At 57.4% G+C, this 23,133-nt stretch carries 23 protein-coding genes and 4 pseudogenes; 22 read left to right on the top strand and 5 right to left on the bottom strand.

Going from position 1 to position 23,133, the window contains the following annotated elements; translation table 11 throughout:
• The first annotated feature begins 36 nt into the window (after positions 1 to 36).
• From ileS to AU14_RS23945, 18 genes and pseudogenes are all read left to right on the top strand, one after another.
• Entirely contained in the window at positions 37 to 2,856 is a 2,820-nt protein-coding gene (gene ileS / locus AU14_RS13640) for an isoleucine--tRNA ligase (RefSeq protein ID WP_041341656.1), read from the top strand.
• A pseudogene (gene lspA, locus AU14_RS13645) lies at positions 2,856 to 3,388 on the top strand (signal peptidase II). Before ileS ends, lspA begins: the two are co-directional and overlap by 1 nt.
• Positions 3,385 to 3,837, top strand: a complete 453-nt coding sequence (gene fkpB / locus AU14_RS13650) for an FKBP-type peptidyl-prolyl cis-trans isomerase (RefSeq protein ID WP_041341658.1) — start codon at positions 3,385 to 3,387, stop codon at positions 3,835 to 3,837. Before lspA ends, fkpB begins: the two are co-directional and overlap by 4 nt.
• Before the next feature lie 46 nt (positions 3,838 to 3,883).
• Complete coding sequence (ispH, locus tag AU14_RS13655; protein WP_041341661.1) at positions 3,884 to 4,837, top strand: 4-hydroxy-3-methylbut-2-enyl diphosphate reductase; 954 nt, start codon at positions 3,884 to 3,886, stop codon at positions 4,835 to 4,837.
• A gap of 215 nt (positions 4,838 to 5,052) precedes the next feature.
• A complete protein-coding gene (locus tag AU14_RS21845) occupies positions 5,053 to 5,256 on the top strand; it encodes a prepilin-type N-terminal cleavage/methylation domain-containing protein (RefSeq protein ID WP_169745960.1) in 204 nt (67 codons plus the stop codon).
• Positions 5,238 to 5,657, top strand: a complete 420-nt coding sequence (locus tag AU14_RS13660) for a GspH/FimT family protein (protein ID WP_236744081.1) — start codon at positions 5,238 to 5,240, stop codon at positions 5,655 to 5,657. The genes AU14_RS21845 and AU14_RS13660 overlap by 19 nt, the downstream gene beginning before the upstream one ends.
• Before the next feature lie 13 nt (positions 5,658 to 5,670).
• The gene (pilV, locus tag AU14_RS13665; RefSeq protein ID WP_052472055.1) at positions 5,671 to 6,213 is read left to right on the top strand and encodes a type IV pilus modification protein PilV; all 543 of its coding nucleotides are present in this window, start codon (positions 5,671 to 5,673) and stop codon (positions 6,211 to 6,213) included.
• 14 nt (positions 6,214 to 6,227) lie between these two features.
• On the top strand, positions 6,228 to 6,326 hold the full coding sequence (locus AU14_RS21850) for a prepilin-type N-terminal cleavage/methylation domain-containing protein (RefSeq protein ID WP_236744629.1): 99 nt from the start codon (positions 6,228 to 6,230) through the stop codon (positions 6,324 to 6,326).
• Between the two features lie 47 nt (positions 6,327 to 6,373).
• The gene (locus tag AU14_RS21855; RefSeq protein ID WP_236744082.1) at positions 6,374 to 6,619 is read left to right on the top strand and encodes a PilW family protein; all 246 of its coding nucleotides are present in this window, start codon (positions 6,374 to 6,376) and stop codon (positions 6,617 to 6,619) included.
• Positions 6,568 to 7,320: a PilW family protein gene (locus AU14_RS13670; RefSeq protein WP_041341664.1), complete on the top strand. Its 753-nt coding sequence runs from the start codon at positions 6,568 to 6,570 to the stop codon at positions 7,318 to 7,320. Before AU14_RS21855 ends, AU14_RS13670 begins: the two co-directional genes overlap by 52 nt.
• Before the next feature lie 13 nt (positions 7,321 to 7,333).
• Positions 7,334 to 7,816, top strand: a complete 483-nt coding sequence (locus AU14_RS13675; protein WP_041341667.1) for a pilus assembly PilX family protein — start codon at positions 7,334 to 7,336, stop codon at positions 7,814 to 7,816.
• 25 nt (positions 7,817 to 7,841) lie between these two features.
• On the top strand, positions 7,842 to 8,216 hold the full coding sequence (locus tag AU14_RS13680; RefSeq protein ID WP_041341671.1) for a hypothetical protein: 375 nt from the start codon (positions 7,842 to 7,844) through the stop codon (positions 8,214 to 8,216).
• Positions 8,217 to 8,283: 67 nt separating this feature from the next.
• Complete coding sequence (locus AU14_RS21860) at positions 8,284 to 8,469, top strand: vWA domain-containing protein (protein WP_052472056.1); 186 nt, start codon at positions 8,284 to 8,286, stop codon at positions 8,467 to 8,469.
• On the top strand, positions 8,469 to 10,406 hold the full coding sequence (locus AU14_RS13685; RefSeq protein WP_052472057.1) for a pilus assembly protein: 1,938 nt from the start codon (positions 8,469 to 8,471) through the stop codon (positions 10,404 to 10,406). Before AU14_RS21860 ends, AU14_RS13685 begins: the two co-directional genes overlap by 1 nt.
• On the top strand, positions 10,376 to 10,765 hold the full coding sequence (locus AU14_RS21865) for a hypothetical protein (protein ID WP_052472058.1): 390 nt from the start codon (positions 10,376 to 10,378) through the stop codon (positions 10,763 to 10,765). The genes AU14_RS13685 and AU14_RS21865 overlap by 31 nt, the downstream gene beginning before the upstream one ends.
• Positions 10,755 to 11,108 carry a hypothetical protein gene (locus tag AU14_RS21870; RefSeq protein WP_052472059.1) on the top strand — a complete coding sequence of 118 codons (354 nt, stop codon included), beginning with the start codon at positions 10,755 to 10,757 and terminating at the stop codon, positions 11,106 to 11,108. Before AU14_RS21865 ends, AU14_RS21870 begins: the two co-directional genes overlap by 11 nt.
• A gap of 6 nt (positions 11,109 to 11,114) precedes the next feature.
• Complete coding sequence (locus AU14_RS23940) at positions 11,115 to 11,261, top strand: prepilin-type N-terminal cleavage/methylation domain-containing protein (RefSeq protein WP_158498322.1); 147 nt, start codon at positions 11,115 to 11,117, stop codon at positions 11,259 to 11,261.
• A gap of 17 nt (positions 11,262 to 11,278) precedes the next feature.
• Positions 11,279 to 11,563, top strand: a complete 285-nt coding sequence (locus tag AU14_RS23945) for a type IV pilin protein (RefSeq protein WP_158498323.1) — start codon at positions 11,279 to 11,281, stop codon at positions 11,561 to 11,563.
• Positions 11,564 to 11,596: 33 nt separating this feature from the next.
• On the opposite strand, the gene AU14_RS13695 is transcribed toward AU14_RS23945, so the two are convergent.
• The 3 genes from AU14_RS13695 to AU14_RS13705 form a co-directional block, all read right to left on the bottom strand.
• Positions 11,597 to 12,157, bottom strand: a complete 561-nt coding sequence (locus tag AU14_RS13695) for a GspH/FimT family pseudopilin (protein WP_041341674.1) — start codon at positions 12,155 to 12,157, stop codon at positions 11,597 to 11,599.
• Between the two features lie 111 nt (positions 12,158 to 12,268).
• Positions 12,269 to 13,651 (bottom strand): sigma-54-dependent transcriptional regulator, encoded by a 1,383-nt coding sequence (locus AU14_RS13700; protein ID WP_041341677.1) that lies wholly within the window; start codon positions 13,649 to 13,651, stop codon positions 12,269 to 12,271.
• Between the two features lie 56 nt (positions 13,652 to 13,707).
• Positions 13,708 to 15,351 carry an ATP-binding protein gene (locus AU14_RS13705; protein ID WP_041341680.1) on the bottom strand — a complete coding sequence of 548 codons (1,644 nt, stop codon included), beginning with the start codon at positions 15,349 to 15,351 and terminating at the stop codon, positions 13,708 to 13,710.
• Between the two features lie 93 nt (positions 15,352 to 15,444).
• Between AU14_RS13705 and AU14_RS13710 the strand changes: the two are divergent.
• Positions 15,445 to 17,108: pseudogene (locus tag AU14_RS13710) on the top strand (NAD+ synthase).
• A gap of 21 nt (positions 17,109 to 17,129) precedes the next feature.
• Here the strand turns inward: AU14_RS13710 and AU14_RS13715 are convergent.
• Positions 17,130 to 17,963, bottom strand: a complete 834-nt coding sequence (locus AU14_RS13715) for an outer membrane protein assembly factor BamD (protein WP_041344007.1) — start codon at positions 17,961 to 17,963, stop codon at positions 17,130 to 17,132.
• 147 nt (positions 17,964 to 18,110) lie between these two features.
• Between AU14_RS13715 and rluD the strand changes: the two are divergent.
• From rluD to clpB, 3 genes and pseudogenes are all read left to right on the top strand, one after another.
• A pseudogene (gene rluD, locus AU14_RS13720) lies at positions 18,111 to 19,087 on the top strand (23S rRNA pseudouridine(1911/1915/1917) synthase RluD).
• Positions 19,088 to 19,174: 87 nt separating this feature from the next.
• Positions 19,175 to 19,825 carry a peptidoglycan editing factor PgeF gene (pgeF, locus tag AU14_RS13725; protein WP_330217907.1) on the top strand — a complete coding sequence of 217 codons (651 nt, stop codon included), beginning with the start codon at positions 19,175 to 19,177 and terminating at the stop codon, positions 19,823 to 19,825.
• Between the two features lie 169 nt (positions 19,826 to 19,994).
• Positions 19,995 to 22,570, top strand: a pseudogene (gene clpB, locus AU14_RS13730) (ATP-dependent chaperone ClpB).
• A gap of 60 nt (positions 22,571 to 22,630) precedes the next feature.
• Here the strand turns inward: clpB and AU14_RS13735 are convergent.
• Complete coding sequence (locus tag AU14_RS13735; RefSeq protein ID WP_041341683.1) at positions 22,631 to 23,092, bottom strand: DUF4124 domain-containing protein; 462 nt, start codon at positions 23,090 to 23,092, stop codon at positions 22,631 to 22,633.
• Positions 23,093 to 23,133 lie beyond the last annotated feature (41 nt).

Genomic DNA, 23,133 nt, shown 5'->3' on the forward strand with positions numbered 1-23,133 from the left:
TGACCCAAACTGACCAAAAGAGCACGCACACAGACCATGAGCGACTATAAGCATACCCTGAATCTGCCGGAAACCGCCTTTCCCATGCGCGGCAACCTGGCCAAGCGCGAGCCGGAAATGCTCAAACGCTGGCAGGATCTGGATGTCTACGGCAACCTGCGCAAGCAGCGCGAAGGGCGGGAAAAGTTCGTTCTTCATGACGGCCCTCCCTACGCCAACGGCAGCATTCACATTGGTCATGCGGTCAACAAGATTCTGAAAGACATGATCGTGAAGTCCCAGGGCTTCATGGGTTATGACGCTCCCTATGTGCCGGGCTGGGACTGCCATGGCCTGCCGATCGAACATAAGGTCGAGCAGGAAATCGGCAAGGCCGGCGTGAAAGTGGATTACAAAACCTTCCGCCAGGCCTGTCGCGACTACGCCGCCAAACAGATTGAAGGGCAGAAGGCCGATTTCATTCGCCTGGGTGTTATGGGGGAGTGGGACAAGCCCTACCTGACCATGGATCCCAAGGTGGAAGCTGGCATTGTCCGTGCCCTCGGTAAGATTGTTGCCAAGGGGCATCTGGTACGCGGTTTCAAGCCGGTCTACTGGAGTGTGGTGGGTCAGTCCGCACTGGCAGAGGCCGAGGTCGAGTACCAGGACAAGACGTCCACCCAGATCGATGTGCGATTCACCGCCGTGGATCAAGGCAAGGCTCTGGCGCCGTTTGGAACAGACAGCGGTGAGGGTGATGTCTCTGTCGTGATCTGGACCACCACGCCCTGGACCATTCCCGCCAACCAGGCCGTGTCGCTCAACGCCGAGCTTCAGTACGCCCTGGTCCAGGCTGATCTTGGCCAGGGACAGGAGCGTCTGATTATGTCCGCCGATATGGTTGAGGGCGTGATGAGTCGCTGGGAAGTCGGGCAGTACGAGGTGCTGGGCACCTGTACCGGTTCCGAACTCGAGCACCTGGCGCTGCAGCATCCGTTCTACGACAAGCAGGTGCCGGTCATCCTGGGTGACCATGTATCTACCGAAGCCGGTACCGGTGCGGTGCACACCGCACCCGACCACGGTATGGAAGACTTTGAAGTGGGCAAGGCCTACAACATCGGCACCATCAACCTGGTTCAGGCCGACGGTACCTACACCAGTGCCGCTGGCGAACTGGCGGGCGTGCACGTCTATAAAGCCGATGAGCCGGTTTGCGCTGCCCTGACGCGCGAAGGCAAGCTGGTGCGCTCCGAGAAGTTCCGGCACAGCTACCCGCATTGCTGGCGTACCAAGACACCGCTGATCTACCGCGCCACGCCGCAGTGGTTTATCAGCATGGATAAGCAGAACCTTCGGGCCGATGCGCTTGAGGCTATTAAAGGCGTGCGCTGGGTGCCGTCCTGGGGCCAGAACCGTATTGAAGCCATGTTCCAGCAATCCCCGGACTGGTGTATCTCGCGCCAGCGTACCTGGGGCGTGCCGATCACCCTGTTTATCCATAAGGAGACCCAGGAGCTGCACCCGGATACCCAGGCGCTGATCGAGAAGGTGGCCAAGCATATCGAAGTGGATGGCATCGATGCCTGGTACGACATCGAAACCAAGTCTCTCCTGGGTGGCGACGCTGACCAGTACGATAAGGTCACTGACACGCTGGACGTCTGGTTCGATTCCGGGGTTACCCACGAATCCGTCCTGCGGGTTCGGGACGAGCTGGGCCAATTCCCGGCGGACATCTATCTCGAAGGTTCGGATCAGCATCGGGGCTGGTTCCAGTCGTCCCTGAAAACCTCCATCGCCATGAACGGCGAGGCGCCGTATCGCCAGGTGCTGACCCACGGGTTTACCGTGGACGGCAAGGGGCACAAGATGTCCAAGTCGCTGGGTAACGTAATCGCGCCCCAGGAAGTCATGAACGAACTGGGTGCCGATATCCTGCGGCTCTGGGTCGCTGCGACTGATTACAGCGGTGAGATGACGGTGTCCAAGGATATCCTGCGCCAGACGGCCGATGGCTATCGCCGGATTCGCAACACCTCACGCTTCCTGCTCAGCAACCTCAGTGGCTTCGATCCTGAGCAGCACACTGTTGCGCCGGAAGACATGATTGCGCTCGACCGCTGGATGGTGGATCGCGCTCTGCGGCTCCAGGAGGAGCTGCAAGAGGATTACCAGAACTACGCGTTCCTGCGCATCTACCAGAAGGTTTACAACTTCTGCGAGTCGACCCTGGGTGGTTTCTATCTGGACATCATCAAGGACCGTCAGTACACCACACCGGCAGACAGCCTGGCACGACGCTCCTGCCAGACCGCGCTTTATCACGTAGCCGAGGCGCTGGTGCGTTGGATTGCGCCGATCCTGAGCTTCACCGCCGACGAAATCTGGCAGCACCTGCCGGGTAAGCGTGGCGACACGGTGTTCTATGAGACCTGGTACGACGGTCTGACCGAACTGCCGGAAACCGCTGAGCTGGGCCGGGACTACTGGCGTGAGATCTTCAGCGTGAAAGAGGCGGTCAATAAGTGCCTGGAAGACGCCCGAGCCCGCGGTGAAATCAAGGGCTCGTTGAGCGCGGAAGTGACTCTGTTCTGCGAAGGCGATCTGGCCGCTAATCTGAAGCACCTTGGCGAAGAACTGCGTTTTGTCCTGATTACTTCCGAGGCCACCGTGAAGCCCGCTTCAGAAGCCGGCGAAGCCGAGCTGACAGCCTACGAGGGGCTGCGGGTGGCGGTAACACCGGCTGCGCACGCCAAGTGTGAGCGCTGCTGGCACCACCGGGAAGACGTCGGTTCCAATACCCAATACACCGATCTCTGTGGTCGCTGTGTGACCAACCTGGAAGGGCCAGGCGAAGCCCGCGCGTTCGCCTGATGGACTCTGTGATGGCGGAAGCGGAAACCGGTTCAAAAATGAAATGGCTGTGGCTGGCGGTGCTGGTGATTGCCCTTGATCTGGGCACCAAAGCTCTGGCCACCGCGATGCTGACCTATGGCGATCCGGTGCCGGTTGTGCCGATGTTCAATCTCACATTGCTGCACAACACCGGCGCGGCCTTCAGCTTCCTGGCGCAGGCTGCCGGCTGGCAGCGCTGGTTCTTTGTAGCCTTGGCGCTGGTGGTGAGCTGCGTGCTGGTGGTCTGGTTGAGAAAACTCCAGCACCATGAAACCTGGACCGCCATTGCCATCGTACTGATTCTTGGCGGCGCCCTCGGCAATGTCTATGACCGTGTGGTTCATGGCTACGTTGTCGATTTCCTGCATTTCTACTGGCAGGACTGGCACTTCCCCGCCTTCAACCTGGCAGACACGGCGATTACCGTCGGTGCTGCATGATGATCATCGATACGTTCCGCTCGCCTGCCAACTCTGGCGGCGATGCCGACAGGAGTGACTCACGCTCATGAAAGAATTGCCCGTAGACAAGGGAACCCGCGTCAAACTGCACTTTGCCCTGAAGTTCACGGACGGGGAAGTAATTGATTCCACCTTCGAAAAAGAGCCGGCCACGCTGGAAATCGGCGATGACAACCTGCCGGAAAATTTCGAAGCTTACTTGATGGGGATGAAGGCCGGGGAGCGCGCCAGTTACGAAGTGCCGCCCGAGAAGGCCTTTGGCCAGCACAACCCGAACAACTTGCAAACCTTTAAGCGCCACGAATTCAGCGCCGACATGGTGCTTGAGCCTGGCGTTATGATTTCCTTCGCGGATGCTCGCCAGAGCGAGCTGCCGGGGGTTGTGAGCCGTGTCGAGGGAGACGAAGTCGAAGTGGACTTCAACCATCCGTTGGCGGGGCGTACACTGACCTTTGAAGTGGAAATCATCGACGTCGAACCGGCGAAACCGACGCACTGACGCACTGACGTCGACACGGCTCATTTTTTACCAGCGGGAACCCAGCATGCAGATCCGACTCGCCAACCCACGTGGCTTTTGCGCCGGCGTGGACCGCGCCATCGAAATCGTCAATCGTGCCCTCGATGTGTTCGGAGCACCCATTTATGTGCGCCACGAAGTGGTCCACAACAAATTCGTGGTGGATAACCTGCGTAATCGCGGCGCCGTCTTCGTGGACGAGCTGGACGAGGTGCCTGACGACAAGCTGGTGATCTTTAGTGCGCATGGGGTATCCCAGGCTGTTCAAAGTGAAGCCGCCCGCCGTGGCCTGAAAGTCTTCGATGCGACCTGTCCATTGGTGACCAAGGTGCATATGGAAGTCATGCGCTACAGCCGGGATGGCCGCGAGTGCATCCTGATCGGACACCACGGCCACCCCGAGGTGGAAGGCACCATGGGCCAGTACGATCACAGCAACGGCGGTGATATCTATCTGGTGGAAGACGAGGCGGATGTCGCCAAGCTGAAGGTAAAAGACGCCAGCCGTCTTTCCTACGTTACCCAGACGACATTGTCCATGGATGACACCGCTCGGGTGATCGACTCCTTGCGGGCGAAATTCCCGCAAATTGAAGGCCCACGCAAGGACGACATCTGCTACGCCACCCAGAACCGACAGGATGCGGTAAAGCAGCTGGCGGGTGATTGTGATCTCATGCTGGTGGTCGGTTCTCCGAACAGCTCCAACTCCAACCGCCTGCGCGAGCTGGCGGAGCGTATGGGTACACCGGCTTACCTCATTGATGAGGCGGCACAGATTGAGCCGGAGTGGCTGGATGGCAAGACTGCGGTAGGTGTTACGGCTGGGGCGTCTGCGCCTGAGGTTCTGGTAAATGAGGTGATAGAGCGTTTGCGCGAGCTTGGCGGTAACGTTCCGCAAGAAGTCGAAGGGCGTGAGGAAAATATTGTGTTTTCTATGCCTAAGGAGCTGCGTATTGATGTCGTCGAGGTTTCCTGAGCTTGCGACGTGCCCCTTGCTTCAGGGCCTGCTCGCGACCAAATAGTTGGCTGGCCCTGTCTCTTTGTTCGATCAATTGCATCACTTGTGATCTGAATCTCAGTGAATTGACGCCTCTAACCGCTCGTCCATAGAACTCCTCCGTTTATCGCAAACCCTTGGCGACCGACAGTGCTCCCGGCTAATCTGTAATCGATCAGAAATAGGGAAGATTTATGTCTCGGGTCTCACGCTCCGCGGGTTTTACACTCATAGAACTGATTATCACCATAATCATTCTGGCCATTGCCGCATCGTTTGCGGTTCCATCCTTTCGTGAAACGGTTCTTAACAATCGTTTGACGCTCAAACTAATGAGACCTCTAGCCTCATCAGTTACGCCCGAAGTGAAGCATCGAAGTTGCGTGCCGGTGTTGTGACAGTTTGTGGTTCAACTGACAACGCCAGTTGTTCCGGTAATGCCGCGTGGGAGAACGGTTGGATTGTTTTTCGCGACATTGATGGTGATCGTTCGCTGGAGGCGGCAGATGGTGACCAGCTGTTGAAGGTCGGTAGTGCTTTAACCGGCGGAAACACATTGAGAATCGTAGATCTCAGCAGTGACGGCGGCAACTGGGTTCAGTTTGCCAGCAACGGCTTTCCGATTCCCTCGGCAGCGGGAAATGCCTCGGGGACATTCGTCATTTGCGACGAGAGAGGCGCCGCTCAGGCGCGCGCTGTTTCAGTAAACGTGTCCGGTCAAACCCGGTTGGCGAGGGATACTGGTGGCACGGCGGGGGTCCTGAACGACCATGATGGCAACGATATTTCATGCCCGTAAGAGGCGCACGGTAATGAATCAGTCACGAATTGCTCATATCCAGCGCCTGCGTAATCGAGCGCGGGTGCGTATCCAGAAGGGGTTCACCCTCATCGAGATACTGGTGACCTTATTCATCCTGGCCATCGGCTTGCTGGGGTTGGCGGGGTTGCTATTCGAAGGCATGCGCAACAACCAAGGTGCGTACCTGCGTACGCAAGCCAGTATTCTGGCGTACGACATGGCGGACAGGATGCGAGCCAACGCGGATCAGGCCACGAATTACCCTGATTTCACCACCGCGGGTGCTTCGACAGCACTCCCGGCTTGCGCCGGTGCTAACACTGGCTGCACTCCGAGTGATCAGGTCACGCTCGATCTGGCTGAGTGGACGCGTCAGATTCAGAGTGTAGGGACGGATATGACCATGGTGCCAGGAGGCGTGGGCACGATCGGCTTTGATGCAGCCTCCAACGTGTACACCATCACGGTGCAGTGGCAGGAAGCCAGCCGAGGTGGCGATGCCGGCGAACAGATCGCCGGGGATAATGCCTACTCTGTCCGCTTTACCTTATGAGGCCCGGAACGATGATGCTTGTCTACTGCCGGAAACACTTGGCCCCGGAATCTAACCAGCAGGGTTTGTCTCTGGTTGAACTGTTAATCGCGTTGGCGCTCAGTTCCACCTGATTCTGGGTATTTTTACGGTGTATATGGATTCAAATCAGTCGTCTCGTTTGGGCACATCTCTGGCGAGAATCCAGGAGTCCGGACGCATCGCGACCGACATCATGGCCCGGGATATGCGAATGGTGGGCTTTCAGGGTTGTGCCGATCCCGATGATGTAACCATGAACGTAATTGCCAATAACCCGCCGACGTCGGATTTTTTCGCCTCGACCCTGCGTGGTTGGGAGGTTGACGACGGAGCATGGCCGATGGCACCGAATTCGACGGCACCCCGATCGAATCCCGGGCGCTGATCGGCAGCGATGTACTGGCGGTGCAACGTGGCGAGTCCGTGGAGGTGGAGGTAACCGGTAATGTGACTCCAACCAATGCCAATCTTCAGGTTGCAGGCCCGGACATTGATCTGTTCTCTCAGAATGACATCGTGCTGATATCCGATTGCGAGGCGGCCGACTTATTTCGGATCTCGAGCAATCCGTCTTCTGGCACATGGGCGCATGCCAACAACGTAAACTCCTCGAACCGTGTGAGTCAGGAGTACACCGATGACGCCCGAATCATGCGCTTTTCCGCCAACGTGTATTTCGTCGCAGATACAGGAAGAAATGATGCCCAGGGTAACGACATACGAGCGCTATACCGGGGTACGAACAACCTCCTGAACAGCGCAACACCCTCGTTTCAGATCGATGAAATCGTGGAGGGCGTGGATAGCCTCCAAATTGAATACGGCGAATTGCTGCCCACTGGCAACATGCGCTACGCCACCGCCGACAATGTCGGCAACATGGCCAACGTGGTGGCTATTCGGGTTGGTATGTTGATCAGCGACACCGATCAGGTGCGAAACAATGCCGATACGGCTGATTACGCACTGCCGGGGGAGACCATTGAGGCCACAACGGGAGCAGCAGCCGGTGCGGTCACCCATCCCGAGGACCAGCGATTGCGACGCTCCTTCGTGTCGACGGTCATGCTTCGGAATCGTGATTGAGGGCAGATAACTGATGAAATTGTTACCTAACAACCAACCGCTCAGCGATCAGCGTGGTGCAGCCCTGATCGTGAGCTTGATCATTCTACTGGTCCTCACGCTCATTGGTGTGGCAGGCATGAATACCTCAGTGATGCAAGAGCGCATGGCCGTCAACTCCCAGAATTCCAACCGTGCGTTCCAGGCGGCCGAGAGTACTGTCGGGGCTCTGACCAATGAGCTGTTCGCCAATAATCTCGACTTGCTGCGTGAATCCATGCAGTCGGCCTCTGAGGAAAGTTCGAAGGTCGCCCACACGCTGGATTCTGGCAATGGCATCACAGGCAATTACCAGGTGCGTTATCTCGGGGAAATCATTATCACCAGTGGTAGTTCCATGAACGCTGATGAAGGTTCTAGCGCATTGAAGGGCTATCGCTACGAATTGATTGGCGAGTCCGAAATGGCGAACACGGGTGCAGCAGCGCGTGTGTTCAAAGGGATCGAATACTATTGACCGGTTCGGTCGAAGGGAGAAAACGATGAACGTGATAGGTGTACTTGGTGTTGTGTTGGCCGGCGTACTGGTCTTCATGGCCGGCGGTATGGCCCATGCTCAGGAATCGCGCTCGATGCTCGATGGTGACGTGCTGGCCGCTGAAGCGGGTCAGGTGGAGTTGGTCACCAATGCGTCGGGCGAGGTCGTTCAGGTGCGAGTGGCGAATTGCGAGCGATGCGCGCAGGAGAGCTACCTACCGTCTCGAAATCTGCGCGTCTCGCAGTCGGGGAGACCGGATGCTCCGGAGTCACCGAACAGTTTTAACGGCCAGGCCGGAACCGTTGTGGTGAATCTGCAGTCGGGCATGGTCGAACAGATTATTTTCTGGGCATTGCCAAATAGGGGGAATGACCAATGAAACATTTGAGTCGAGTTGTAACTGGCGTGTGCTCCGCTGCCTACTTTTCCATGGCGGGCATGGCAGCGTGGCGGACGATACTGAGATCTTCTTCACCGATCGTGAAGGTACGGTTACCCCCAATGTGATGCTGATCCTTGATGCCTCTGGAAGCATGGGGACCAATGACGTGGATGGCAAAACCCGTCTTAGCGTTATGAAACAGGCGACCAAGGATCTGGTCTCCAGCCTCAGTGACGTTAACGTGGGCTGATGGTTTTTGGCGGTAATGAGGGCGCCTATTTTAAGACGCCCGTAGGGCCGATCGAGGACCAGAGAAACACGATTACGAGCAAGGTCGACGCCTTGACCGCTGGCGGGAATACGCCGCTGTCAGAAAGCCTTTTCCAGGCGATGCGGTATTACCAGGGTGAAGACGTGTTCATTCGCAGTACGGATGAAAATGATGCAGACAGCAATCCGAAAACGGTTGATGGCGTAGCGGCAAACGGCAGCTTCATCAGCCCGATAAAATTCTCGTGCCAGCCCAATTACGCCGTGGTCTTGACGGATGGCGTGCCGACCTCCGATACCAATCATGAAGAAACCATTGAAGGCGTGGTCGGCTCCTGTTCAGGAAACTGTCTGGACGAGATTGCCGACCATATGTTCACGGAAGACATGATTCCGTCTGCCAAGGACCCGAGCGACCAATTCCCTGGACAACAGAAAGTCTCCACTTACACCGTGGGCTTCAAGACGGATCAAACCCTGCTATCAGATACTGCCAGAAAAGGTGGCGGCCAGTACCTGCTCGCCGATAACGCCTCCGAGCTGACTACGGCGTTGCAAAAAGTGCTGGACGACGTAAGGGCACGATCAACTACCTACGTTGCTCCCGGTATCGCGGTCAACACCTTTGACCGTCTCAACCACCTGAATATGCTCTATTACGCTCTGTTCCAGTCCGACAAAGGAGCAATCTGGGATGGCAATCTTAAGCGGTACAAATTAACCATTCAAAAAGATGACACGACTGGGGAAGCGAAAGCGGTCATTGTTGACGTGAATGACAACGCCGCAATTGACGAGGCGACCGGCTTCTTCAAAGAGACCGCGAGGAGTTGGTGGAGCCCGGCCGCCGATGGGCCTAACGTTAGGGAAGGTGGTGCTGCCTCCCAATTGCCTGAGGCAACCTCCAACAGGAAAGTATTTTCTAACCTAAGTTCAAACCGCAGTGATTTGTCACATTCCAGTAACGCTTTGGTCACCAACAATAATAATTTGACCGGAGCGGACTTCGGCAACAGCGCCATGAGTTCGGCCGAGCTCGCGGAAATCATCAACTGGACGCGGGGTGTGGATGTCAAAGATAAGGATGGCGATTCGGAAACCACCGACGCGCGCAAATTCCTTGCGGATCCCTTGCATTCAGTACCGCAGCTTATCATCTATGATGCGACCTCGACGCCTCAGGATATTTCGATTTTCTACGGTGATAACCAAGGCTACATTCATGGCGTAGATGGTGCGAACGGGGCGTCTCACTTTTCCTTCATTCCTCGAGAATTGTTGAAAAACCAGCCGACCATGATGAATAGCACGGATCAGTCCAGCAAAGTGTATGGCATGGACGGTTCCCTGGTGACTTGGGTAAAGGATGCCGACCGAGATGGTGTGATTGGGTCTTCTAACGACGATTTTGCAAGAATCTACGGCGGAATGCGTCGTGGAGGCAAAAGCTATTATGCGCTGGATGTGACCGACAGAACTTCCCCGAAATTGCTCTGGAAAATCACCGGTGGCGTCGCAAACTCGGATTTTGAGGAGTTGGCTCAAACCTGGTCAAAGCCCGTGAAGACCAAGGTGGATATCAACGGCAAGCTGTATGAGGTACTCATTTTCAGTGGCGGATATGACACCAATCAGGACTCCGTCGATGTGCGGACGGAAGACTCCTCGGGTCGAGCGTTGTATGTTGTCGACGCTGAGACAGGCAATCGCCTCTGGTGGGCTGGACCTGCAGGAAGCGGCGCGGATCTCGAACTTGCTGACATGAAATACAGCATCCCTGCATCGCCCAAGGTTCTTGACGTCAATGGCGATGGCCTTGCCGACCAGGTGTACGTAGGCGATATGGAGGGCAGATTCTGCGATTTGATTTCAATAATACGAATCGGTTGCAGGATTTTGCCACCGCCGGCCGCATAGCCAACTTGGCTGGGGACGGTACAGCCAACAACCGGCGTTTTTACCATGCTCCAGATCTGTTTGGTATCAAGATCGGCGGGGCTCGCTATCTGGGTCTGGTCATCGGGTCTGGTTATCAAGCTAGCCCGCTGAATAAAGAGATTGATGATCGTATATACATGCTGAAAATTGCCGCCGTCAGCTCGGCGCCACTCGATCCGTCCGATCCAAACGAAGAGACAGTTCTGTACCAGACAATCACTGAGTCTAACCTGTACGACGCTACTGATAATCTGATTCAGCAGGGCAATGCTACGGAGCGTGACGCCGCGGCACAGGCATTGGCGGGCCAGCAGTTGGTACATTCGTTTGGAAAATGACGGCGAAAAGGTTCTGGCATCCAGCACCACCATCAATAACGAGGTCTTTGTGACTACTTATGAGCCGAAAGTCAGCTCCGACCCGTGCCTACCCCCAACCGGGACTTCACGGCTCTATCACCTGTCCGTTCTTGATGGGCGTGCCGTCCGTAACTATGACGGAGTGGGAGAAGCTAGCGAGCTTACCAAGCCAGACCGGTACGTTAAGTTGCGGACCGGTGGCTTGCCTCCTACGCCCCAACGGATGCGGGTAGACGACACGAACGTGGTGTGTGTTGGTACAGAGTGTCAGGCGATTGATGCGATCAGTGGCGTGGTTGAAACCTACTGGTATGAGGATTAAGCGGGGATGGGTTACCCAAGAAAGGAAGGAGGTTTTACGCTCATTGAGTTGCTGATTGTTGTCGCAATTATCGGCATCGTTGCGGCCATTGCCTATCCAAGCTATCAGGAGTACGCGGAACGAACTCGCAGGTCGATGCCCAGGGGGTGTTGATGGAGATGGCGGCTGCGATGGAACGCTACTATGCCTCCAACAACAGTTACGAGGGTGCGGCCGATGGCGGGAGCGATACAGGTCCTCCTGCCATCTTCGCTGACGAGGCACCTTTGGAAAGCAACCCGAAATATTATGACTTGACCATCGAGGCAGCGGACGCCATGACTTATACGTTGCGAGCTACTCCAAAAGGTATTCAGACGGGTGATGGCAGGCTTGAGCTGGATTCCACGGGAGTCCGGCGTTGGGACAGCGACGACGATGGTTTCGAAGCGAGTGAGGACACCTGGAATCAGTAAGAACGTTGAAGAAGCCGGCCGGCGCCGGCTCCTTCAACAGCTGATTTTCGCCCCCCAGGGTAAGCGAATCTTCCCGTCATGGTCATGATCATATTCGACCCGAAACCGCCCAGCAATATTGACTGGCATATAGGTCATTGTACCTTGGGAGGTATTGTCCGGGCACAATACCAGGCTGCCCATGGAGCCTTCACTCATGCCTTTTTCGTTGAATCGGAAGTAACCACGCCCTGCGGTTCGTGAGTGAAGAGTGAACGACGTCAGGTCAACCTGCACCCGACGCAACACGACGTCGTTGTCGGGTGTTCCGTCTTTATTCTCATCGATAAATACCGAAATGGGCCGTTCCCAATCATCTACACATCGACGAGCTGGGGAGAGAGGGCACGCAGTGACAATGGTCCTCTTGCTGGCCGCGGTCCAGCGAGCGAATGCAAAAAGCGTGTGGTAATTTTCGAGTATCGCCCGATGCCGTGAACTGCTTACAAAAGAGCTCCAACTCTGAGTGGCAAAGCTGGCAGCAATGGCCAGAATCGAGACGGTAATGACGAGCTCGGGCAAAGTATACCCAGCCCCTCTCTTGGGCGCGTGCATAGTTACGTTCCTTGTAACTGATTGACTTGAACCCGGCGTCTTGCCAGGCGGCACAGAGAGTTTACTCAGATAAGCCGATAAAAACCGGTGAGCTCCTCGTTTTGTGAAGCATTACTCCATTCCGAGCTTCTTCAACCGATATCTCAACGCCCGAAAGCTTATCCCCAGGCGCTTGGCCGCCGCTGTCTTGTTCCAACGGGTAGCCTCCAGAGCTTTTTCAATGGTCTGTCGCTCGATCGTTTCGAGATAGCCTTCCAGGTCAATCTCGCCTTCCGGCACCGAGATGCTGCTGTCGCCTACTGATCCGGTATCGCCATTAAGGGATGACGCAGATGACGGGGTCCCATTGCCGAGATGAAGATCGTCCGCATCTATCGCATCGTCATCACACAAAGTGAATGCCCGCTCCAGAATGTTCTCAAGTTCCCGCACGTTGCCTGGGAAATCGTAGCTCTGGAGGTGTTGCAGTGCAGCCTTGGTCAGGCTGGCCGGATTGCACTCATATTCGCCCGCAATTCGCTCAAGGATGTGGTCCGCAAGCAAGGTAATGTCATCACTTCGGTCCCGCAGCGGCGGCACAGCAAGTTCGATGACGTTGATTCGGTAATACAGATCCTGGCGGAAGCTTCCCTCCTGGACCAGATCGGGCAGATTTTTGTGGGTGGCACTCAGCACCCGAATATCCACTGCCACCTCTTTGGTATCACCCACAGGCCTTACTGCTTTTTCCTGGATAGCGCGTAGCAATTTTACCTGCATCGCTAGGGGGAGATCTGCGACTTCGTCCAGGAATAGAGTACCTCCGTTAGCGGAGCGGAACAGACCGTCCTTATTTTCGATGGCACCAGTAAAACTACCCTTCTTATGCCCAAAAAACTCACTTTCCATCAGCTCCGACGGAATCGCACCACAGTTCACCGCAATGAAAGGACCCTCACGCCGTGGCCCCTGCAGGTGAATCATCCGGGCGACCAGTTCCTTACCGCTGCCTGATTCGCCGCTGATGAATACAGGTGCTTGGCTTCGGGCCAACTTGCGGGTCTGGTTGCGCAGTTTCTTGATCTGGGGTGAGTTGCCCAGCAGCAATCCGGGCTCATCGGCGGCGTCGTCCTGTTCGGGTTTGGGCTGCGACAATCGCAGGGCGCTGTTTACCAATTCCCGCAGGCGGGGTAGTTCCACCGGCTTGGATACGAAGTCGAATGCCCCGGCTTTCAGGGACTGAATGGCCGTATCCATATTGCCGTAGGCGGTGATCACGGCAACTGGGGTGGCGGGCGCGTGTTGCTGGATCCACTGCACCAGTTCGATGCCATTGCCGTCAGGAAGGTTCATGTCCGTGAGGCACAGGTGAAAGCTTTGTTCGTCCAGCAGTTTTCGGGCACTGGTCAGGTCCGAAGCGGTCTGTGCCTTGATACCCATGCGGGTCAGGGTGATTTCCAGCAGATCCCGAATGTCTGGTTCGTCGTCAACAATCAGCGCGGTGTGAGTGGTCATCGTCGTGTGTCGTTTCCCTGTTATTGTGCAGGCGCGCAATATCCGCAGGCGCCGTATTAAATCAGCCGCCCGGGGTGCGCAAAAGTGATGCGAAAACAGCAGCCGGGCTGATTGTCGTCCACCAAAGACAGGTGGGCCTGATTAGCCTCGCACAGTTCCCGGGCCAGATAAAGACCGAGGCCGGTGCCGCTTTTGTCGGTGGTAAAGAACGGCTCAAAAACCGATCCCTGGTGTTCTTGCGAGATGCCCGGGCCGGTGTCCCGCACATCCAGGTAAGCTCGTTCACCGTCCACGGTTGCGCCTCCGCGAATTTCGATACGGCGCTGGCCGGTTTGCTGCTGGCTGTAGCGCAGGCCGTTGTCGCACAGATTAACCATCACCTGCTCGATCTGGCTCTTGTCGAAACGGGCAGGGGGTATGTTGGGGGCAAGGCTCAGATCAATAATTGAGCCGGCTGATTCTTCCTGGGTTTGCAGGTAATCCTCTTTAAACTCTTTCAGCCAGTCGGAAACGTCAATTAAATCGGCATTGGCGGTCCGTCGGCGTGACAGGTCCAGAACATTTTCCACAATACCGTTCACGCGTCGCGAGTGGCGCCGGATGATGTCCAGCATCTGCAGGTCGCCCTGATCCAGATGCGGCGATTCCTCCATCAACTGCGCAGCGTGGCTGATCGCGCCCAATGGGTTGCGGATTTCGTGGGCGATACCTGCAGTCAGGCGCCCCAGGGAGGCCAGCTTCATTTGCTGGGCCTGCTGGGTGATCTTGCTCATGTCTTCGATGAATACGAGGATCTGATCGCCTCGTTCCTGGTCGAGCTGGGTGAAGTTGACCTGCAGAATGGGGGAGGTCTGGAACGGCCGGAATGGCTCGATGCGGCGGGTCGGGTCCCTAAGCCAGGACTCAAGGCCTAGTTTTAGCGCTTGGGGGAGCATGCGTGTCCCCTCCGTCTGTTCCGTCCTGTCAGCGGAGGGCTCACCAAACAGCAGTTCCTCAGCCGCCGCGTTTGCCAGCCGGATCTGGCCGGATCGGTCGAGCAACAAGATGCCTGTGCGCATGCGCTGGATGATCTGTTGGTTGATCCGTTCAAGTTCCGCAAGGCTCTGGGCGCGGCTACTGGCAAGTGCTTCACTGCTGCGCATGCGCTTGGAGATTGATTGCAGCACAAAAGCCGCTGCGAAATAGAGAATGCCTAGCGAGCCGGCTCGAACAATGTCATCCGCGTGCTCGTCCAGCGCCAGCACCGCCCACCCGGAAATGCCGAGCGAGCAGATGGCCGCCAGCGCGGCATAGAAAAAACCCATTCGGCTGGGTGTCAGGATGTTGCCCGCAGCCACAGATACGATCACCAGGTTGGCCAGGCCGTTGGTGATGCCGGTGCTGGTTAGCAGCAGCCAGTGCATGATCAAAACATCGAGCAGGATCGAAAGCGTAATGTGGCGGCGACTGGGCAGGAACCCCGCCAGGATAAGCAGGGCGACGAAAGCATTCAGGCCAAAATAGCCGGCTACTCCAGCCTGGTAGTAGTCCAACAGACGGAAACTGGAGTCCAGGTTCACGGGCTCAACAAATAGCAGCCCCAGTAGGATAAGGCTGACGACCAGGCGGTAATGGTTGTAGATGCGAAACAGCTTCTGCTGTTGCTGATCGGACGGGGAAACGGGGCCGAGCTCAGCTTTTTGTTGTTGTGTTGCTGTCATGATTTACCGGAATCCGCTGGTGGTCGGAAGAAATCCTCGCGCTTGCGGGGTTATAATAGCCTTTTCGTGGCAATGAGTTACAGGAGCCGATTTATGTCCGTTTCCGGGAGTGTATCTTCCCCTCAACTTTCCCCAAAGAAACTCCGGGTGGTTATGGCGCAGCTGGATTTTCTGGTGGGCGACATCCCTGGCAATACGGACCTGATCATCGAGGCCACTCAGCGTGCTGCCACTGAGCACGAGGCGGATGTGGTGGTGTTTCCCGAACTGTGTTTAACCGGGTATCCACCGGAGGATCTGCTGCTCCGGCCAAGCCTGGAAGTGAGGGTGTTTGAGGCTCTGGAGCGCCTGCAGAAGGAGAATCTGGCGCCGGCCATTGTCATTGGAGCCCCGTTGCGGGAGGGCGCGCTATTATACAACGCCGCAGTGGTGATTGATGCCGGCGCGATGACCGGTCGCTATTTCAAGCGCTTTCCGCCTAATTATCAGGTGTTCGATGAGAAGCGCTACTTCGCCGAAGGCCGCGATGTGGTCACCCTGGATATTCGTGGCGTCCCGGTGGGCATCACGGTCTGTGAGGACATCTGGAAGGATGGCCCGGTGGAAGAGGCAGCCGCCGCCGGTGCCAAACTGATCCTGAACCTCAACGCATCGCCCTACGACATCGATAAGCAGGCGCGCCGCAAAGCTCTGTTGGAGCGTAAGTCCCGGGAGAATCAGGTCAGCATCGTGTACGTCAATCTCGTTGGTGGCCAGGATGAGCTGGTGTTCGATGGTGGCTCCATGGTGTTCGACCACTCCGGCCAGATCAGCTGCGAAGCGCCCCAATTCAGCAACGGCCTGTTCCCGGTCGATTTCTTGTGTGAGCACCACTGCCAGCCAGTGTCCCAGCCGCTGCCGGCCGAGCCTTCTCTGGAGCCAATGTCTACAGTGCACTGGTGACCGGTGTCCGGGATTACGTCAACAAGAATGGTTTTCGCTCGGTGGTGCTCGGACTGTCTGGCGGTATTGATTCCGCGGTAACACTGGCCGTGGCTGTTGATGCCCTGGGTAAGGATCGGGTCCGGGCGGTGATGATGCCGTTCCGTTACACCTCCAGCATGAGCCTGGAAGATGCCGAAGCCGAGGCGGTGGCGCTCGGGGTCCAGTATGACGTGTTCTCCATTGAACCCATGTACGACGCGTTTATGGCCGGGTTGGCCGGACCGTTTGAGGGCACCAGTCCGGACACCACCGAGGAAAATCTGCAGGCGCGCCTGCGGGGCGTTTTGCTGATGTCGCTGTCCAACAAGTTTGGCTCACTGGTACTGACCACTGGTAACAAGAGTGAGATGGCAGTCGGGTATTCCACGCTTTATGGGGACATGGCTGGCGGCTTCGACGTTCTGAAGGACGTACCCAAGACCCTGGTGTTCCGGTTGGCGACCTATCGCAACACCGTGTCACCGGTGATTCCGGAGCGGGTCATTACCCGTCCGCCATCGGCGGAACTGGCGCCGGACCAGAAAGATGAAGACAGCCTGCCGGGCTACGATGTGCTGGATCAGATCCTGAATCTTTATGTCGAACGGGATTTCAGCGCCGATGCCATTGTGGCCGAAGGGTTTGAGCGTGCCGACGTGGACCGGGTGATCCGGCTAGTGGATATCAACGAGTACAAGCGTCGGCAGGCGCCGATTGGCGTGCGGATTACTGAGCGGGGCTTTGGCAAGGATCGCCGCTATCCCATCACCAATGGATGGAAAAGCGGCAAGTGACGCAAGGGTCGGGCGGCGAGGTTACTCGTCGCCCATCAGGCCGAAGGTGATAGCGCTGGTCAGTGACCGGTCCTCCCGTTTCAGAACGTCAGCCACGAGCTCACCGTCTTCGTTGAGCGCCTCGCTGTCGGGGAAGTTGGTTTTCAGCAGGGCAATGGCATCCCTCGCACCTTTCTTCAGATCCAGGAAGCGGAAAGTCTCTGCCATAATGATCAACGCCTCTTCGACCACCGGTGACGTCGGGTAGTTCTCAACCACGTAGCGCGCCCGGTTATTCGCAGCGATGTAAGCCTCCCGCTTGATGTAATAACGTGCCGCGTGAAGTTCCAGCGCCGCCATTCTGTTCCGGATGGCAATCATTCGCTGGCGGGCATCGGCCACGTACTCACTGTCCGGATAACGGTTCAGCAGTTCGGAAAAATCCCGAAAGGCCTGGGTTTGTTCACCGGGATCCCGCGCGGAGACGTCGACCGGGAAATAGCGGGCCGCCAGGCCAAGGTCGAGGTTGTAAGATGCCAGCCCGCGCATGAACAACGCATAATCGGCGTGCTCGCTCTGCGGGTTCAGGCGGAGGAAGCGGTCGGCCGCGGCTCGGGCACCTTCCAGGTCAAGATTCTGGAAGCGGGCGTAAATCAGGTCCAGCTGAGCCTGCTCGGCATAGCGCCCGAACGGATAATAGGTTTCCAGTGCGTCGAGATTTTCCTCGGCTTCGTTGAAATTGCCCGAGTTCATAGCCTCGCGGGCATTCTCGTAATAGGTCTCTTCCGGCAGTACTTCTTCCTGCTTGTTGGAGGCGCAGGCACTGACCAAAACCATCAGAGTGGCCAGTAGCAGTAAACGGACAACTGATCTCATGCCGGATTCCCGTATAATGTCGATAAGTTCAAAAGAGCCGCCATTGTAGCGGGGAAGAAGCCGCATGTGCAGACTGTGCCTCTTTCTTTGAAAAAATGTTCGAAAAATTCTTTGTGAAACGTAACACACACCGGCCCCGGGGGCTTAATGTCATCTGATAATCGAATTACCGCCAGTTTTGTGGTGCCACCAGAACTGAGTGACCGGCGTCTGGATCAGGCTGCGGCTGACCTGATGCCCGAGCATTCCCGTTCGCGGCTGCAAAACTGGATCAAGAGTGGCGCGCTGACCGTTAATGGTGAGAAGCGCAGGCCTCGGGACAAGGTCATGCTTGATGACCGCCTGGAGCTGGATGCCGAGCCCGAAGCCAAGTGAGCTGGCAGGCCGAGGAGATCACGCTGGATATCGTCTATGAAGACGAGCATCTGCTGGTGATCAACAAGCCGGCTGGCCTGGTGGTGCACCCGGCCGCGGGCCACGCCGATGGCACTCTGGTGAATGCGCTGCTTAACTACGCACCGGAAGTGGAGAACCTGCCCCGGGCCGGTATCGTGCACCGTCTGGACAAAGACACGTCGGGGGTCATGGTGGCGGCGCGCAGTCTGGTTGCCCACACCTCCCTGGTAGATCAGTTGCAGACTCGGACCATGGGCCGGGAATACGATGCCGTGGTCGTTGGCACCTTGACCGGCGGGGCAACGGTGGACGCACCGATTAGCCGTCACCCCCGTGAGCGCAAGAAAATGGCGGTGGTTCCCAGCGGCAAGTCGGCAGTGACGCACTATCGGTTGGTTGAGCGGTTTGCCGCGCACACGCACATTCGTTGCAAGCTCGAGAGCGGCCGTACCCATCAGATTCGGGTTCACATGGCTCATGTGAAGCATCCCCTGGTGGGCGACCCGATGTACGGCGGCCGGCTGCGCTTGCCCAAAGGCACCACCGAAGAGCTCCGGGAGGCTCTGGCCGCCTTTAACCGGCAAGCCTTGCATGCCCGTCAGCTCACCCTTGAGCACCCGGAAACTGGAGAGACTATGTCCTGGGAGGTACCTGTGCCCGAGGATATGGTGGAACTGATGGCGGCGCTTCGAAAGCATGTCAAAGACCTGGAAAACCATGACTTCTGAGCTGGACCTGATCCGGCCGGACTGGCCTGCGCCTGATCGGGTTCGGGCGGCCAGTACCACCCGGCTCGGCGGTGTCAGCCAGCCTCCGTGGCACTCGCTGAACTTGGCAGTCATGTGCAGGATGATCCGCAACACGTCACCGTGAATCGAGGTCGGCTGGCCAGCGAATTGGCGCTTGAGCAGGGCGCCTTTGGCTGGCTGTCGCAGGTGCATGGCACTGAGATTGTGGCCTTGCCGGTTGATGGCATTCCGGAGGCGGATGCCTCCATCACGGCTCAGGCCGGGCAGGTGTGCGCCATCCTGACCGCCGACTGCCTGCCCGTGCTGCTCTGTGACCGAGCCGGTACGCAGGTGGCGGCTGCCCATGCCGGATGGCGTGGTCTATGTGCCGGAATTTTGGAACAGGTGGTGACTAGCTTCACCGCTCCATCAACCGAAATCATTGCCTGGCTGGGTCCGGCCATTGGTCCCGCGCACTTCGAAGTGGGACCAGAAGTCCGGGACGCGTTCATGGCAGCCGACGATAGAGCCGCCGAGGCTTTTTCGACATCCGGTGCCCGCTCCGGGCATTTCGTGGCAGATATTTATTGCCTGGCCCGGCAGCGGCTTGAAAAGGCCGGTGTCACTGCCGTTTACGGCGGTAATCTATGCACCGTCTCTGATCCCCAGCGTTTCTACTCCTACCGCCGAGACGGCCAGACTGGTCGTATGGCAACCCTGGTCTGGCTCGAGCCCTGAAAACCCGTTGCCGGGGTTGGATGACCCCGGTCAACTTCTTGATGGCTTCGTGCCCCGGCCGCTTGAAGTCCCCACGCTTGCCCCTACATTAAACTCAAAGCAGTGCGGAAGTTGGTCCAGCCCAGAGCTCGGCCGACATCCCGGACCTACGAATCGGGGAAAAGAACCTATGAGAATCGATAAGCTGACCAGCCGGTTGCAGACCGCCCTCGCGGATGCTCAATCGCTTGCGGTGGGCAAGGATCACAACTTTATTGAGCCAGTTCACCTGATGCAGGCGCTTCTGGATCAGGACGGCAGTGCCATACAGCCTTTGCTGAAGCAGGCCGGGGCAGAGCCCGGGCGTATTCGCCAGGCCATTGCCCGTGAGCTTGAGCATCTGCCGGAAGTTCAGGGCTCGGCCGGCGACGTCTCCATGTCCAACGACATGGGGCGCCTGTTCAACATTGCCGACAAGCTTGCCCAGAAGCGCAAGGACCAGTTCATTTCCAGCGAACTGATGCTGCTGGCGGCCCTGGAAGACCGCGGCACGCTGGGGCGGGTGCTGCGCGAGCAGGGCGTCGACAAGGCGGCCCTGGAGAAGGCCATTGATGAGGCCCGCGGCGGCGAAGCGGTGAACGACGCAGGCGCTGAGGAGAACCGGCAGGCACTGTCCAAGTACACCATTGATCTGACCGAACGTGCCGAGGAAGGCAAGCTGGACCCGGTGATTGGTCGGGACGACGAGATTCGTCGCACGATTCAGGTGTTGCAGCGCCGGCGCAAGAACAACCCGGTGCTAATCGGTGAGCCTGGTGTGGGTAAGACCGCTATTGTTGAAGGTCTGGCCCAGCGCATCGTCAATGGCGAAGTGCCCGACGGCCTGAAAGATAAAAAAGTGCTGTCTCTCGATATGGGCGCCCTGATCGCCGGTGCCAAGTTCCGGGGTGAGTTCGAGGAGCGCCTGAAGGCGGTTCTGAATGAACTGTCCAAGCAAGAAGGGCAGATCATCCTGTTCATCGATGAGATTCACACCATGGTTGGTGCCGGCAAGGCGGAAGGCTCCATGGACGCCGGCAATATGCTGAAACCGGCGTTGGCCCGCGGCGAGTTGCACTGTGTCGGTGCCACCACCCTGGATGAATACCGCGAGAATATCGAGAAGGATGCCGCGCTTGAACGCCGGTTCCAGAAGGTGTTGGTCAGTGAGCCCAGCGAGGAAGACACCATTGCCATCCTGCGGGGACTGAAAGAGCGCTATGAGGTGCACCACGGGGTCGAGGTGACTGACGGTGCCATCATTGCTGCGGCCAAGCTGTCGCATCGGTACATTGCTGATCGGCAGTTGCCGGACAAGGCCATTGATCTGGTGGATGAGGCTGCGAGCCAGATTCGCATGGAGATGGACTCCAAGCCCGAAGCCCTCGACCGCCTCGAGCGCCGGCTGATCCAGCTCAAGATCGAGCGGGAAGCGCTGAAAAAGGAAACCGACTCAGCCTCCAAGAAGCGGCTGGAAGAATTGTCCGGTGTCATTACCGGTGTCGAGCGCGAATACGCCGATCTGGAAGAAGTCTGGAACACCGAGAAGGCGGCCTTGCACGGCTCCCAGAAGATCAAGAGTCGGCTGGAACAGGCCCGCATTGATCTTGAAAACGCCCGCCGGGCCGGCGATCTGGGCAAGATGTCGGAGCTTCAGTATGGCCAGATTCCGGAGTTAGAGCGTCAGCTCGATATGGCTAGCCAGGCTGAGATGATGGAGATGAAACTGCTCCGTAACCGGGTAACCGACGAGGAGATCGCGGAGATTGTCTCCAAGTGGACCGGCATTCCGGTGTCGAAGATGCTGGAAGGCGAGCGCGACAAGCTGATGCGCATGGAAGAGGCGCTGCACGATCGCGTCATTGGCCAGGACGAGGCAGTGGAAGCAGTGTCCAACGCCGTGCGCCGTTCCCGGGCTGGACTGTCCGATCCCAATCGCCCGAACGGTTCGTTCCTGTTTTTGGGGCCCACCGGTGTCGGTAAGACCGAGTTGTGCAAGTCGCTGGCGTCGTTCCTGTTCGATACCGAGGAAGCGATGGTCCGCATCGACATGTCGGAGTTCATGGAGAAGCACTCGGTGGCCCGGCTGATCGGTGCCCCTCCGGGGTATGTCGGCTATGAGGAAGGTGGCTATTTGACCGAAGCCGTCCGCCGTAGGCCCTATTCGGTCCTGCTGCTGGATGAGGTTGAGAAGGCCCACCCGGATGTCTTCAACATCCTGTTGCAGGTGTTGGAGGATGGCCGGCTGACCGACGGTCAGGGCCGTACGGTTGATTTCCGGAACACGGTTATCGTGATGACTTCAAACCTGGGTTCGGACATCATTCAGCAGAAAGCGGGTGAAGAAAATTACGAGGCCATGAAGGCGGCCGTGATGGAGGTGGTGGGCACCCATTTCCGCCCCGAGTTCATTAACCGGGTCGATGAGGTGGTGGTGTTCCATCCGCTGGCGGAGAACCAGATCCAGGGCATTGCCAAGATTCAGATCGAGCTCTTGGCAAGCGTCTGAAGGATCAGGAGATGAAGTTGGCGCTGGACGACGCCGCCATGGAGTTGCTGGCGGAGGTTGGCTACGATCCGGTCTACGGCGCGCGGCCCCTGAAACGTGCCATCCAGCGGATGATCGAGAATCCGCTGGCACAGAAACTTTTGCGCGGAGATTTCGTGCCCGGGGATACAATCCTGGCCACGGTTCAGGATCACGAGCTGGTGTTTGCGAAGGCCTAAGCAGAGTAGGGACCGGATCGACGTTGATCCGGTCCCCGTTTTTCTGATGTCAGCAGTCTCTTAGCCTTCTTCAGGCCCGCAGCTCTCGGTGACGATCTCTTCAAACTGAGTACGTTTCTGTGCGATTTCTTCCGGCGTTAAGTACCGTTGTTCGCCGTCTTCCTCAATCCGGATACGGGCATTTCGAGCCATTACGTCAAGATTGGCTTGTGCAGTGGAACAATTGGCTTCGCGCTGCTTCTGTCGAGCCTCCTCGGCAGCCGACTGACGTCGTTGCTCCGCAGCTTCCTGCTCCTGTTCTTCCAGTGCATTGACCCGTTCCGTCGGGCTTGGGCGGTTGGTCGAAGACGGCGAGGCGCTTCCCGACCGTACATTTACCTTTTCCGCTTGCGCGCCGTTCGGCTGGCGGTCACCAAAGTGAGTCACTCCGTTCTCGTCAGTCCATTTGTACACGGAAGCGCCCATCGAGACACTTGGTAATACGGCCAGTAACAAGCTCAGCGTCAGGATATTTTTATTCATGAGTCCACTCATCATAGGTTTACTGCACCCGGTGCAGATCA

The organism is Marinobacter similis, from assembly GCF_000830985.1.
GTDB classification, from domain to species: Bacteria; Pseudomonadota; Gammaproteobacteria; order Pseudomonadales; family Oleiphilaceae; genus Marinobacter; species Marinobacter similis.

Excerpts from the sequence above, each read along its gene's own strand:
- ileS (WP_041341656.1), top strand. The coding sequence starts at position 37 with ATGAGCGACTATAAGCATACCCTGAATCTGCCGGAAACCGCCTTTCCC.
- fkpB (WP_041341658.1), top strand. The coding sequence starts at position 3,385 with ATGAAAGAATTGCCCGTAGACAAGGGAACCCGCGTCAAACTGCACTTT.
- ispH (WP_041341661.1), top strand. The coding sequence starts at position 3,884 with ATGCAGATCCGACTCGCCAACCCACGTGGCTTTTGCGCCGGCGTGGAC.
- AU14_RS21845 (WP_169745960.1), top strand. The coding sequence starts at position 5,053 with ATGTCTCGGGTCTCACGCTCCGCGGGTTTTACACTCATAGAACTGATT.
- pilV (WP_052472055.1), top strand. The coding sequence starts at position 5,671 with ATGAATCAGTCACGAATTGCTCATATCCAGCGCCTGCGTAATCGAGCG.
- AU14_RS21850 (WP_236744629.1), top strand. The coding sequence starts at position 6,228 with ATGCTTGTCTACTGCCGGAAACACTTGGCCCCGGAATCTAACCAGCAG.
- AU14_RS13670 (WP_041341664.1), top strand. The coding sequence starts at position 6,568 with ATGGCCGATGGCACCGAATTCGACGGCACCCCGATCGAATCCCGGGCG.
- AU14_RS13675 (WP_041341667.1), top strand. The coding sequence starts at position 7,334 with ATGAAATTGTTACCTAACAACCAACCGCTCAGCGATCAGCGTGGTGCA.
- AU14_RS13680 (WP_041341671.1), top strand. The coding sequence starts at position 7,842 with ATGAACGTGATAGGTGTACTTGGTGTTGTGTTGGCCGGCGTACTGGTC.
- AU14_RS13685 (WP_052472057.1), top strand. The coding sequence starts at position 8,469 with ATGGTTTTTGGCGGTAATGAGGGCGCCTATTTTAAGACGCCCGTAGGG.
- AU14_RS23940 (WP_158498322.1), top strand. The coding sequence starts at position 11,115 with ATGGGTTACCCAAGAAAGGAAGGAGGTTTTACGCTCATTGAGTTGCTG.
- AU14_RS23945 (WP_158498323.1), top strand. The coding sequence starts at position 11,279 with ATGGAACGCTACTATGCCTCCAACAACAGTTACGAGGGTGCGGCCGAT.
- AU14_RS13695 (WP_041341674.1), bottom strand. The coding sequence starts at position 12,157 with ATGCACGCGCCCAAGAGAGGGGCTGGGTATACTTTGCCCGAGCTCGTC.
- AU14_RS13700 (WP_041341677.1), bottom strand. The coding sequence starts at position 13,651 with ATGACCACTCACACCGCGCTGATTGTTGACGACGAACCAGACATTCGG.
- AU14_RS13705 (WP_041341680.1), bottom strand. The coding sequence starts at position 15,351 with ATGACAGCAACACAACAACAAAAAGCTGAGCTCGGCCCCGTTTCCCCG.
- AU14_RS13715 (WP_041344007.1), bottom strand. The coding sequence starts at position 17,963 with ATGAGATCAGTTGTCCGTTTACTGCTACTGGCCACTCTGATGGTTTTG.
- AU14_RS13735 (WP_041341683.1), bottom strand. The coding sequence starts at position 23,092 with ATGAATAAAAATATCCTGACGCTGAGCTTGTTACTGGCCGTATTACCA.